Source organism: Falsihalocynthiibacter sp. S25ZX9, from assembly GCF_041205405.1.
Classification (GTDB): domain Bacteria; phylum Pseudomonadota; class Alphaproteobacteria; order Rhodobacterales; family Rhodobacteraceae; genus Falsihalocynthiibacter; species Falsihalocynthiibacter arcticus.
On sequence record NZ_JBGFCD010000018.1, the window covers coordinates 78020 to 89467 of the forward strand.

Consider the following 11448-nt stretch of genomic DNA (forward strand, 5'->3'; position numbering starts at 1 on the left):
CCCTATGTTTGCCAAAGAGCTACAGGCAGGGTTTCCGATATGACAATTGATTTCAAAGTCAGCCATTATCCGAGGGGTGTGATATTGTTCGCAGTGTTTTTCTACGTTCGCTACGCCGTCTCCTATCGGGATATGGATGAGATCATGGCGGAGCGCGGCGTTCGGGTCGACCATGCAACGCTGAACAGATGGGTCGTGAAATATTCACCTGATATCGCCAAAACGGCACAGCAAAAGAAGCAATCAACGGCAGAATCTTGGCGAATGGATGAAACTTACATCAAGGTGAAAGGAAAATGGACATATCTCTACCGGGCAATCGACAAACACGGCAAAACTTTTGTTTCCATGCGCCGTGATAAGGCCGCTGCCAGATTGTTTTTTAGAAGCGCTATCAAGAGGATCACGCGGCCAGCTCTGTACTTTAAGGCCTTTTATTCAGCATCGGCCACTCTAGTTGGAATAGAAGTAGCTCACATGATTCGAAAGCAGCAATTCCTGTCAAACCATACATCTCCATTCAAACAATTTGCGAGCCTGATAGCATAACTCTGGCTAGAATTCGATTAAATTGAATTCGGGAAAAGTTTGCGACAGAACCGTTCTGTCCGATATGTACATCCTGTCCGCGCCTCAAAACGGTGGCAGGATGAAGGTCTGCAAGAGACCGATTTGCCGCTTGTCCGCTTTGCTGCAGCAGATGCGTTTCGAAGAATCCGCCAAGTACTTGACGAGGTGATCGCGAATATGCCCGCGCGTTGGGCGGCTCTGTTGTTGCGGATGTTGACCGTTCCAGGGGCTATCGAGCGCGGGCCGGATGATTGGCTTACGTCAGAGTGCAGCGATTTGATTTATGAACCCTCGACCATCCACCACCGCGTCAAGGGCAAGGTTTTTAACAGTTGCAGCCGACACGGGCTGGATGTGTAGAACATCCGTTATGGTAAGGTCACTGAAATGGCGCCGGGAATGAAACGCCTGCGAGAGGCTGGAAAAACTCCGCAAGAGGCGCGGGAAGCGGGAATTCATTCCGACGCTGAAATGGCAGGGATTGCCGAGATGGACGCGCTTGTTGCCAAAGTGGTGGCCGTTGACGATTTCACGCCTGAAGCGCTTGGTGCATATTTTCCAGCGTCGCTCCGGAACATCTAGCTCGCACGATTGAAGCATTGGCACACGGCCTATCGTTTGTATCGCGACCAGATTCCCCTCTTGAGACCAATTTTGAGGGTGTGATGGGTTTAGAAAACGGCTGTTGAAGCGAAAAAAATCACGTCGATTGCATTTTCTTATCTTTTCGCGAAAATAAGTGCTCACTTTTTGGGCCAAATTCGTCGATTTCGTAACATTCAGCGGGTGTTGGGGCGAAAAATCCGTGTTGATTCGCAGATAGGTCGGAATGGCACCATTTTCCCAAGCAACTGTTTTTAAAACATAAATATGCTAAAGGTTTACCCTGTCACACAGTCTTAAATTTCAACCCCTAGCCACTCTGCGCAAATGCATAGGTGCCCTGCGTTTGGTGTGCTTGCTTCAGTCGCCCGTCCTTGGTGCATTTGTGCAGGGTGGGGCCGCACTTCTGATAGAGAACTCGGTGAGTTTGTCCATTGTGTGTAGCGGCGATATTTTTCAACCCCCCTCACAGAAAAATGTTTTGTAACCGCGTGTTTTGCCTCATTTTTCTGTGATCGCTGCCCCCCTTTCCTCTCCCGAAATAAGGCCTATCTGTCATTCATCGACACACGGCACTGATTGCTGAAACGGGATCAGGCCAAACACAAATGGAGACTATTATGTTTGTTAAATCTACACTTTCCGCCCTTGCCCTTGCGGTTGCTCTTCCTTTCGCTGGCGCTGCTTATGCAGGCAACGATCAACTCGCTAAACTTGCTGGGGTTGAACCAGGCGTCTATACAACTTCGGAATTGATCCAAATCGACCAAGCACGCAAAACTCAAGACGATGAAAAACTGAACTTCTACCTCTTGGGCGAAAACCGCGTATCGCGCACTGATTTCACCGGCAGCGTAAACGCTGGTGTTACTGAATTGGCCGCGATCGAAGGTGTCTCAGCTGATGGTTACACCGCTTCCACCCTCATCGAGCTTTCAGTAGCCGAGAGCGAAAACGACGCAGAAAAAATCGCCTTCATCAAAGCTGAAGCCGCTGGTGAGATCGCAACCCCAGCTCCGAACGCTGTTAACGGTGGCAAAGAACAACTCGCTGCTTTCGTTGGCAAAGATGCGGCGTCCTACTCGGTCGCAGAATTGAACCTGTTGAACGAGCAATCACGTGATAGCTTCTACGACTAAGCCTCGCTAATATTAACCAAAAAATGGGCGGAGTGTTTACCACTCCGCCTTTTTCGTTTTCCAAGACCGAGAGCGCGATTCAACTGCTTGGTCCGTCCCGCGATGCGTCAGAGATTTGTAGAAGGATGGCGTTGTGCCTTTTCTTCTGTTGCCTGCAAAAACATCAATGCGCGCATTTCCTGAGCGTCGGGTGAAATGCTCCTTACGGTAAAAACCCCATCAAACACAAACCTTGACCAAACGATAAAATATACCTCTACTGATGAAAACTCATTTTACCATTGGGTCACAATCATTAGGGGACGATCACGATGACACATATCAACCGCCGCCATTTCTTGGCGACAACAGCAACAGCATCGCTATTAGTTGGCACGCTCGGAGCCAGAACGGCCTTTGCCGCGGAACCGATCAAAACGGCGGGTGTTTACACCGTTCCCGTAGAGCAACAATGGGTGAGCCGCATCCACAAAGCTGCCCTCAAGGCCCAAGATCGGGGCGATGTTTCCTATACTTACTCCGAAAACGTCAGCAACACAGATTACGCCCGTGTGCTGCGCGAATACGCCGAAGCTGGCAATAAACTGATCATTGGCGAGGTCTTTGGCGCAGAGCAAGAAGCGCGCGAAGTGGCCGCAGATTACCCCGATGTAGCATTCCTCATGGGATCGAGCTTCAAGGAAGACCCTGCGCTGCCTAATTTCGCGGTGTTCGACAACTACATTCAAGACGCTTCCTACCTGTCTGGTATCATCGCCGGCGCGATGACAACTACGGGCAATATTGGCATGGTTGGTGGCTTCCCAATTCCGGAAGTGAACCGCTTGATGCACGCCTTTATGGCGGGCGCGCTTGAAACGAACCCTGATATTAAATTCCAAATCAGCTTTATCGGCAGCTGGTTCGATCCGCCCAAAGCCAAAGAAACCGCCTTTGCAATGATCGAAAACGGCGCAGATGTGCTTTATGCCGAGCGCTTCGGTGTGTCCGATGCGGCCAAAGAAAAAGGCGTCTTGGCCATTGGCAATGTGATCGACACGCAAGCGGAATATCCTGAAACGGTTGTGGCCTCCGCGATTTGGCATTTTGAGCCGACACTGGATAAAGCAATTGCCGAAATTCAGGCGGGCGACTTTAAAGCGTCAGACTTTGGCATTTACTCCTTCCTCAACCAAGGCGGCGCTTCGTTGGCACCGCTTGGTACATTCGAAGGCAAAGTCCCTGCGGCAGCGCTAGAGTTGGTGGCCAAACGGGAAGCCGAGATTAAGTCTGGGGCCTTCTCTGTGATCATCAACGACGAAGAACCGGCTTCGTCCTAGGTCCAGTATGAGCGAAGTACAGGTAGATGCGCTTCGGCTGAATGGCATCACCAAACGTTTCGGAGAACTGACCGCCAATGATGCGGTCAGTTTTTCTTTGCGTAAGGGTGAGGTTATTGCGCTGTTGGGGGAAAATGGCGCGGGTAAAACCACGCTTATGAACATTCTGTTTGGCCAATACACCGCCGACAGTGGAACGGTGGAGATTTTTGGCAAAACGCTTCCGTCGGGCAATTCCCGTGCGGCGCTCGACGCGGGCGTTGGGATGGTGCACCAGCATTTCACCCTCGCGGATAATCTGACGGTTCAGGAAAATATCACCCTTGGCGTGCGCCCCTTGTTTAGCCCACGTTTGCACATTGCTGCGGCCCGTGCCCGCATTATTGAACTCTCTCAGAAATTCCACCTCGAAGTGTCGCCCGATGCGCGGGTTGGTTCGCTTACGGTGGGGGAACGCCAGCGCGTCGAGATCCTAAAGGCGCTGTTTCGGGATGTTCGCATCCTTATCCTTGATGAACCCACGGCGGTGCTTACGCCACAAGAAGCCGAGGCGCTGTTTGCGACCCTCAGACAGGCGATTGCCAACGGCTTATCTATTATTTTCATTTCGCACAAACTCCACGAAGTCATGGCCATTGCTGACCGTGTTGTGGTGTTGCGGCGTGGTAAATTGAACGGAACCGCGCGCATAGAAGACACCAATACACGCGCTTTGGCCGCGATGATGATGGGCGAGGATGCGGTCACACCCGAGATCGCAGTGGCCAATCCGGGGGAGGCACGTTTTGAACTGCACAAAGTTTCAACGCCTAATATCGGCAGCGCGCCAGGCCTGAAATCAGTGTCCCTCGCCCTGCGCGCAGGCCAGATTATCGGCCTCGCAGGGGTTTCTGGCAATGGGCAGGCCGCCTTGGCGGATGTTGTTGGCGGCATGCGCGGTCCCACCACGGGCGATATCGTGCTCGACGGGAAAACCCTGCAAAAATGGACGCCACGAGACGCAGTGCGCGGTGGTATCGCCCGCATTCCCGAGGATCGGCATAAAACCGGTACGATCTCGGATTTAGACCTTACGGAAAACGCAATTCTTGAGCGTTATAACGGCGCGCCGTTTAGCAAAAGGGGATGGCTCAATTGGCGTCTCTCCCGCAGCTTTGCATCAGATATCATCGAAAAATACGATGTCCGTTGCCCCAGCGCCGACACGCCAATTCGCCTGCTTTCTGGAGGCAACATGCAAAAGCTGATCCTTGGCCGCGTGCTTGAGGCCGATCCACAGATTATTTTAGCCAATCAACCCGTGCGCGGTTTGGATATTGGAGCGGTGAATTATGTACATAGCCAATTGCTCGACGCGCGCGATCGCGGCGCGGCGGTCCTTTTGATTTCCGAGGACCTTGACGAAATCATGGAACTTTCGGATGTCATTCACGTGATTGCAGATGGACGCCTGTCGCCCGCATTTGGACGCGGAGAGATGACACAAGCCGAATTGGGCATTTGGATGTCAGGGCAAGGTTTTGAGCAACAGGTGCCGCATGCGTCTTGAACCGATCCCAAACCCGACAATCGCGCGAAAACTGCTCCCACCCATCATCGCCCTGGCGGTAACCGTGCTCATCACTACCCTGCTTGCGATGCTCGCGGGTGCGAACCCGTTTTCGGTTATTGGCTTGATCGTGAACGGCGCAGTGGGTTCGAAATTTTCCGCATTGGAAACCCTGAACCGCGCGACGCCTCTGATTTTTACAGGCCTCGCGGTGGCTGTGGCGTTTCGGGCCAAGTTTTGGAACATCGGCGCCGAGGCACAACTTTACGCAGGGGCGCTCATGACAGTTTTGCTGGGAACGGGCGCCCTGCCGTGGCCCAGTTTTGCCCTGCTTCCCGTTATGGCTGCTTTTGCGATTTTGGCGGGGGCCATCCTTTTGCTCATTCCGGCGCTGCTTAAAACGCGCTTCGGAGTCGACGAGGTGGTAACGACCCTGCTGTTTAACTTCATCTTCCTTCTCTTCATTTCTATGCTGTTGGAAGGGCCCCTAAAGGACCCGCTCGGCATGGGCTGGCCCAAATCTGCGCGCTTGATACCAGAGGCGCGCCTTCCGCGAATGATCGATGGCCTGCGCCTACATTGGGGCTTCGGGCTTGCTATTATTTGCGCGGTTTTCGTCTGGATTGTCCAAACCCGCAGTACGTTGGGCTATGAAATGCGGGCCGTGGGTTTGAACAAAGACGCTGCAGCCTTTGCGGGAATTCCTGTGCGTCGCGTGTTGATCAAGACGGCGTTGCTTTCTGGCGGCCTTGCCGCGCTTGCGGGGTTTTCTGAAGTAGCCGGAATGAAGGGGAGCCTAACCCTCGATCTGTCGCCCGGATTTGGCTATACGGGGATTATTGTAGCCATGCTTGCGTTGCTCAATCCATTGGGCGTTGTGGTTGCGGCCTTGTTCGTCGCGGGCATATTTGTGGGCGCAGATAGCATGAGCCGTGCCGCCGATGTGCCGACCTATTTGGCCGATATCATGTTAGCAACATCGCTCCTCCTGATGGTTTTGGCGATTATGCTAACCCGCTTTCGCGTTGTGAGGGATTAGCGTCATGGAAATACTCGATATCCTTTTCACCGCCAGTTTTTGGGCCGCCGCGATCCGTATCGCCAGCCCGTTGATTTTCGCCACCCTTGGCGAGTTGATTTGCGAACGCGCTGGCGTCCTGAATCTTGGGATTGAAGGCATCATGGTTGCAGGCGCTTTTGCGGGCTGGATGGCCGTTTACTCGGGCACGGGCCTGTGGACGGGGGTTGGCGTTGCGATGCTCGTTGGCATGTGTTTTGGCCTGCTGCATAGCACGCTCACGGTACCGTTTGGCCTGTCGCAGCATGTGGTTGGTTTGGGCGTGACCTTGCTGGCGACGTCTTCGACATACTATGCCTATCGCCTTGCCTTGCCAGAGGTCACAAGCCCCCCCAAAATCGAGGCATTCCAACCGTTCGAAATACCGTTCTTGTCGGATATTCCGCTGTTGGGGCCTGCGCTATTTTCCCAGACGGCGTTTACCTATTTGGCCTTTGTCCTCGTGCTGGTGGTCTCGCTGGTGCTGTATCGCACCCCCCTTGGCCTTGCCGTTCGGGCCGCTGGTGAAAACCCTTCTGCTGTGGCGGCGCAAGGGCTTTCCGTCACGGCAATTCGCATGGGCGCCGTCATGGTTGGCAGCGGATTTATGGCAATGGGCGGCGCGTTCCTTACGATGTCTGCCTTTGATAGTTTCTTCTTTGAGATGGTCAACGGACGCGGTTGGATTTGTATTGCCCTCGTCGTCTTTGGCTCTTGGAAACCAGGCAAGGCGTTGCTCGGGGCGGTGCTCTTTGCCGCCTTCGACGCTCTACAAATTCGGGTCCAGCAAACAAGTTTCGGCTCTGATATTCCCTACCAAATCTTCCTGACGATGCCCTATATTCTGTCGATCATCGCGCTTGTTGCGATGTCGCGCCGCGCTGAAATACCAGCGGCCCTTATGGTGCCGTTTAATAAAGGAGAACGCTGATGTTTGATCTCATTATCAAAGGGGGTTCCCTGCCTGACGGGCGCGTGACGGACATCGGCATCACAGGCGGCAAAATTACCGCGATAGAGTCACTTGGCACTGCTGAAGCCGCGCGCACCATTGAGGCAACGGGTGATCTGGTGAGCCCGCCGTTTGTCGATCCGCATTTCCACATGGATGCGACCCTATCCTATGGTCTGCCGCGCAAAAACGCTTCTGGAACCCTCCTTGAGGGGATCGGTCTTTGGGGCGAACTCAAACAGGTCATGACCCAAGAAGACGTTGTCGCGCGGGCTTTGAAATATTGCGATTGGGCCGCAAGCATGGGGCTGTTGGCCATTCGCAGCCACGTTGATACCTGCGATGATCGCTTATTGGGGGTCGAGGCGTTGCTCGACGTGCGCGAACAGGTCAAAGACTATATTGATTTGCAATTGGTGGCCTTCCCGCAGGATGGGTTCTATCGCAGTCCAACGGCGCGGAACAATACGATCCGCGCCTTGGATATGGGGGTCGATGTTGTTGGTGGCATTCCCCATTTCGAACGCACAATGGAGGATGGGGCGGCTTCCGTCAAAGAGCTTTGCGAGATTGCCGCCGCGCGGGGATTGCAGGTTGACATGCATTGCGATGAAACCGACGATCCCCTGTCCCGCCACATTGAAACCCTCGCGTATGAGACCCAGAGGTTGGGTTTGCAGGGGCGCGTCGCGGGGTCTCATTTGACGTCGATGCATTCGATGGACAACTATTATGTGTCCAAACTCTTGCCGCTCATCTCTGAGGCCGAGATCAATGTTATCCCGAATCCGCTGATCAATATCGTCCTGCAGGGGCGCCATGATACCTATCCCAAACGGCGGGGCCTAACGCGGGTTAAAGAAATGCTCGCGATGGGTATTAATGTGAGTTGGGGACAGGATTGTGTGCTTGATCCTTGGTATTCCCTCGGTACTGCAGACATGCTCGACGTGGCCTTTATGGGCCTGCATGTGGCGCAAATGACCAGCCCAGCGGACATGCGGACCTGTTTTGATATGGTAACGGTGAACAGCGCAAAAACGATGGGGTTGCAGGACTATGGACTGCGGGTCGGCGCGAAGGCGTCCTTGCAAATCCTCGATGCCTCTGATCCGATTGAAGCGCTGCGCCTGCGGGCAACTCGCCTTTATGTTATCGCAAATGGCCGCGTCATCAGTCAAACACCACGCGCAGACGCCACATTAAACCTCGAGGGTCGCCCTCAAACCTCCCGAAGAAGGCACACAGTCTCAGAGAACTAAAGTTACGGTGAATTTAGCCTCCTGTAAGCACGGGCTGCCGCAAACTGGTTTGTAGGAGATGCTTGATCTTTATCTAAGGCAGAATTGGGCAGAGCTATCCCCTTTTGAACGGATCTCAAGCCGGCCATCAGGAAAGGCAAAGGTGTCGATGTATTTGTCGACAAGGCCGCGTATTATCTCATTCTTTTTGAGGATGATGCGTTTGCGGTCATAGGTAAACGTCAGCTGTTGGCACACATAACGCGGATCGCAGAAACAAAAGACGTCGCGCGGCTGGTCAGGCTCAATGTTCAATGATCGTCGCATTCAAAAGGTGCGGTTCTTCTTCGAGTTGTTTCCGGACGCCCGCAATGAACACCTGCGCATCTTGGGGCAGGCCAAGGCCTTTAAAATAAGTGCCGCGTCGCTCCTCAAAATCCTGAGGTAAGTCGTCGTCCGGGTTGCGGTATCTATCAGCCCCTGCAATCCAGATTTCTCTAGCCCGGATGCGCTCCCGAAGCTGGATCAAAAGACAAATCTCGTAGGAGATGACATTCAGGCGGCCGTGGTCGTCGACAACCGTTTCCCGCCATTTTCCCGGGATTGTCCCAGTAGGGGCGAGTTCTGTAGGCGTGAAACGCCGTCCTTCGCTATTCCAGCGAATAATGAGCCGTAAAGCGTCCAATATTGGTTGCCATGATCCATTGTTTGATTGAAATTCCAGGGCCGAAAGAAACGGCGGTAACATCCGCCGACAATGACTTGCATAAGTTCCACGCATCACCTTTTGAATTCGATGATCCAGGCTTCCTTTGGCCTCATACTCGTTGATCACCGCTTGCAGTTTGGTGGCTCCCACTGCCGGATAGATCACATCCTCAACCACGCCCTTCGGTTCAGTGAGGGCCGCTATGGCTATATCAAACAACAGGCGTTTCTTGCCGTGAACCGCACCGATGTCCGCAGCAATCTTCTGAACGACCATGCGGCGGGATCGGGTGCTCATCCGATGAACAATCTCAGGCAGAAGGTCGATCAATCCATCGACCAGTTGGGCGCGCCTCTGCATGAGATAAATCGCCAGGAGGGCCGAGCGATGAGATTTGTCATGGCGACGCATCTCCGATGTCATCTTTCCACCGCTGGAAGCCAGTTGGGAGGAGCGGATCAGAAAGACAGGCGTCGAGCGCAGAGGTGGTATCCTGTGACAGACGCTCAGCGACCTGTTTGAAAAGGGCGTCACGAAACGCCTTTCTAGCTGAGCGCACAATTCGCCCCATTATCTTGTCAGAGGGGATAAAAACCGAATGCTGCGGTGACCAGCGATACCCTGAAACAGCCCAGTCTTCAAAACTTGACGCCCTCCAAGCGCCGATTAGTGCCAATCGCGCAGGGTCCACGATCACGCTCCGTTGCCCAGTGAAACCCAAGGTGGTGCAAGATCTCAAGCTGGTGGCGACGAACGGTATCCTTTGAGACACTGTAAGGCGCTGACTATAAAGCCCAAGCTGATCCCCAACATAAGTCTGTGCATCATCGGGTATGTTGGCCAAATCTCTCGTGAAGTGTCCATGATTTCGAAAATAGAGAAGTTGCCCGCCGATCCAAATCCGGGATCCTTGGTGGTACGTCTCTAAAAATTCAAAATCCGAAAACGATAAACTCCAGATTTCCAGAAGTGCGCGGACTGACATCCAACTCTCTCCCCAAAAGGGAGCAGTCTTCGGCGACTCCTTTCAACCGTCAATCACAATTTTTGTTCAGTCATTGTTCCAAATTATGCCCAAATATGCAGCTCCGGGCAAATTAGGCCTTTACCGCCGTGAATGGATGGCGTGTCAAAAACGGAACCCCCCCCGCATACGAGATATTTACAGTCTCTATGAGAAGCAGCCCGTCATTGCCGCAAGCGGGCTTCCCGTTGTCGCCAGCCACACCTTCGATCCCCAGTTCTTGTTGTTGATGCCCCTTCGAAAGCCTCACCCTCCCAAATTGATCCGGCGCTGGTGAACTGGCTTTTCCAAAACTCCAAAACGGTCCCGCGTGTTTCGAGTGTTTGCACAGGTGCGTTCGCGCTTGCCGAAGCGACCCTGCTCGACGGGCGCCGCGCATTGGAACGCCATCGCTGAGCTCAGAAAGCGGTTTCCCAAAATCGAGGTCGAGGACGACGTCCTATTTGTGAAAGACGGCTCCGTCTGGACATCGACGGGCGTGATAGCCTGTGTTGATCTTGCCCTTGCGCTGATCGAAAAGGACCTTGGCCGCGAAATTACTTTTGAAATTGCCCGCATTCTTTGCGTTGTTCTCAAGCGACCTGGCGGTCAGCCACAGACAAGCCAGACGCTCGAAGTGCAATTCCAAGATGATACGCCCACTCATGAGGTCGTGCTCAAACTGGACCTGTCCCGGTTTGAGGCCGTTCCTTTGATAGCATTTTTTGCAACAAAGGAGATTGACTGTGGGACCGAAACGGACGGACGAATTCCGGCAAGATGCGGTGCGTATCGCGCTGACCAGTGGGCTCACGCGCAAACAAGTGGCCGTTGATCTGAGCGTTGGGATGTCGAAGAACACATCACCAGCTTTCCTGCCAAGCGATTGTTCAGCGTTGTTGGCGTCTGCCCATGCGGCCTACGGGCATTTCGCAACCCTCCAACCAGCCGAAGACAGCATCACGCTTGCGTATATCAAAGAACAGTCGCGCCTCAGCTTGGACATCGGTCACCGTCGCGTGGGTCGCGTTCGACAGAACGGGATATCAGTCATCAGAACGTGCAAACACAAGGAGACGAGGGCATCGTCAGACGAAACTGTACGGCTCTGGTGGAATCATTTCGGCCAAATATTCGCTTCGGAATTTCGGCGTCGGCGTGTCCAGCAGCCGAGACGAGTTCGAGTTTGTCTGATGGTGTGGACGGCTCCACCCGAACGGCATCGCAATGTGTCATGCTGGTGCTGTTACGACCCAACAGAGAGAAGGAGCCATCCACAATGGATATTACAACACTCGGAATTTAT

Annotated in this window: 12 protein-coding genes and 1 pseudogene; 11 read left to right on the top strand and 2 right to left on the bottom strand. The window is 53.6% G+C overall.

The window, feature by feature from the left end; translation table 11 throughout:
* Positions 1-39: 39 nt before the first annotated feature.
* The 9 genes from AB9F29_RS18140 to AB9F29_RS18180 all read left to right on the top strand — a co-directional run bounded on the left by AB9F29_RS18140 (position 40) and on the right by AB9F29_RS18180 (position 8451).
* Positions 40-549 (top strand): IS6 family transposase, encoded by a 510-nt coding sequence (locus tag AB9F29_RS18140; protein WP_369756687.1) that lies wholly within the window; start codon positions 40-42, stop codon positions 547-549.
* Positions 550-588: 39 nt separating this feature from the next.
* Positions 589-930, top strand: a complete 342-nt coding sequence (locus AB9F29_RS18145) for an acyl-CoA dehydrogenase domain-containing protein (RefSeq protein ID WP_369756688.1) — start codon at positions 589-591, stop codon at positions 928-930.
* 39 nt (positions 931-969) lie between these two features.
* Positions 970-1152, top strand: a complete 183-nt coding sequence (locus AB9F29_RS18150; RefSeq protein ID WP_369756689.1) for a hypothetical protein — start codon at positions 970-972, stop codon at positions 1150-1152.
* A gap of 641 nt (positions 1153-1793) precedes the next feature.
* Positions 1794-2312 carry a hypothetical protein gene (locus tag AB9F29_RS18155; RefSeq protein WP_369756690.1) on the top strand — a complete coding sequence of 173 codons (519 nt, stop codon included), beginning with the start codon at positions 1794-1796 and terminating at the stop codon, positions 2310-2312.
* A 311-nt stretch (positions 2313-2623) separates the two neighbouring features.
* Entirely contained in the window at positions 2624-3631 is a 1008-nt protein-coding gene (locus tag AB9F29_RS18160; RefSeq protein ID WP_369756691.1) for a BMP family protein, read from the top strand.
* A 7-nt stretch (positions 3632-3638) separates the two neighbouring features.
* Positions 3639-5180 carry an ABC transporter ATP-binding protein gene (locus AB9F29_RS18165; RefSeq protein WP_369756692.1) on the top strand — a complete coding sequence of 514 codons (1542 nt, stop codon included), beginning with the start codon at positions 3639-3641 and terminating at the stop codon, positions 5178-5180.
* Complete coding sequence (locus tag AB9F29_RS18170) at positions 5170-6219, top strand: ABC transporter permease (RefSeq protein ID WP_369756693.1); 1050 nt, start codon at positions 5170-5172, stop codon at positions 6217-6219. Before AB9F29_RS18165 ends, AB9F29_RS18170 begins: the two co-directional genes overlap by 11 nt.
* A 4-nt stretch (positions 6220-6223) precedes the next feature.
* Positions 6224-7168, top strand: a complete 945-nt coding sequence (locus AB9F29_RS18175; protein WP_369756694.1) for an ABC transporter permease — start codon at positions 6224-6226, stop codon at positions 7166-7168.
* Positions 7168-8451 carry an amidohydrolase family protein gene (locus AB9F29_RS18180; RefSeq protein WP_369756695.1) on the top strand — a complete coding sequence of 428 codons (1284 nt, stop codon included), beginning with the start codon at positions 7168-7170 and terminating at the stop codon, positions 8449-8451. Before AB9F29_RS18175 ends, AB9F29_RS18180 begins: the two co-directional genes overlap by 1 nt.
* A gap of 283 nt (positions 8452-8734) precedes the next feature.
* Here AB9F29_RS18180 and AB9F29_RS18185 read toward each other — a convergent pair whose 3' ends face one another.
* Positions 8735-9562, bottom strand: coding sequence for a hypothetical protein (locus AB9F29_RS18185; protein WP_369756696.1), 828 nt, complete (start codon positions 9560-9562; stop codon positions 8735-8737).
* Positions 9537-10124 (bottom strand): hypothetical protein, encoded by a 588-nt coding sequence (locus tag AB9F29_RS18190; RefSeq protein WP_369756697.1) that lies wholly within the window; start codon positions 10122-10124, stop codon positions 9537-9539. Before AB9F29_RS18190 ends, AB9F29_RS18185 begins: the two co-directional genes overlap by 26 nt.
* Before the next feature lie 382 nt (positions 10125-10506).
* On the opposite strand from AB9F29_RS18190, the gene AB9F29_RS18195 reads away from it, so the two are divergent.
* The gene (locus tag AB9F29_RS18195; RefSeq protein ID WP_369756698.1) at positions 10507-10977 is read left to right on the top strand and encodes a hypothetical protein; all 471 of its coding nucleotides are present in this window, start codon (positions 10507-10509) and stop codon (positions 10975-10977) included.
* Positions 10889-11233: pseudogene (locus AB9F29_RS18200) on the top strand (IS3 family transposase); the annotation flags it as partial. The gene AB9F29_RS18195 and the pseudogene AB9F29_RS18200, both read left to right, overlap by 89 nt.
* Between the last annotated feature and the right edge of the window lie 215 nt (positions 11234-11448).

What these genes read in the sequence shown, in the direction of transcription:
- AB9F29_RS18180 (WP_369756695.1), top strand. Translation starts at nt 7,168, where the DNA reads ATGTTTGATCTCATTATCAAAGGGGGTTCCCTGCCTGACGGGCGCGTG.
- AB9F29_RS18140 (WP_369756687.1), top strand. Translation starts at nt 40, where the DNA reads ATGACAATTGATTTCAAAGTCAGCCATTATCCGAGGGGTGTGATATTG.
- AB9F29_RS18155 (WP_369756690.1), top strand. Translation starts at nt 1,794, where the DNA reads ATGTTTGTTAAATCTACACTTTCCGCCCTTGCCCTTGCGGTTGCTCTT.
- AB9F29_RS18150 (WP_369756689.1), top strand. Translation starts at nt 970, where the DNA reads ATGAAACGCCTGCGAGAGGCTGGAAAAACTCCGCAAGAGGCGCGGGAA.
- AB9F29_RS18160 (WP_369756691.1), top strand. Translation starts at nt 2,624, where the DNA reads ATGACACATATCAACCGCCGCCATTTCTTGGCGACAACAGCAACAGCA.
- AB9F29_RS18175 (WP_369756694.1), top strand. Translation starts at nt 6,224, where the DNA reads ATGGAAATACTCGATATCCTTTTCACCGCCAGTTTTTGGGCCGCCGCG.
- AB9F29_RS18170 (WP_369756693.1), top strand. Translation starts at nt 5,170, where the DNA reads ATGCGTCTTGAACCGATCCCAAACCCGACAATCGCGCGAAAACTGCTC.
- AB9F29_RS18165 (WP_369756692.1), top strand. Translation starts at nt 3,639, where the DNA reads ATGAGCGAAGTACAGGTAGATGCGCTTCGGCTGAATGGCATCACCAAA.
- AB9F29_RS18185 (WP_369756696.1), bottom strand. Translation starts at nt 9,562, where the DNA reads ATGACATCGGAGATGCGTCGCCATGACAAATCTCATCGCTCGGCCCTC.
- AB9F29_RS18190 (WP_369756697.1), bottom strand. Translation starts at nt 10,124, where the DNA reads ATGTCAGTCCGCGCACTTCTGGAAATCTGGAGTTTATCGTTTTCGGAT.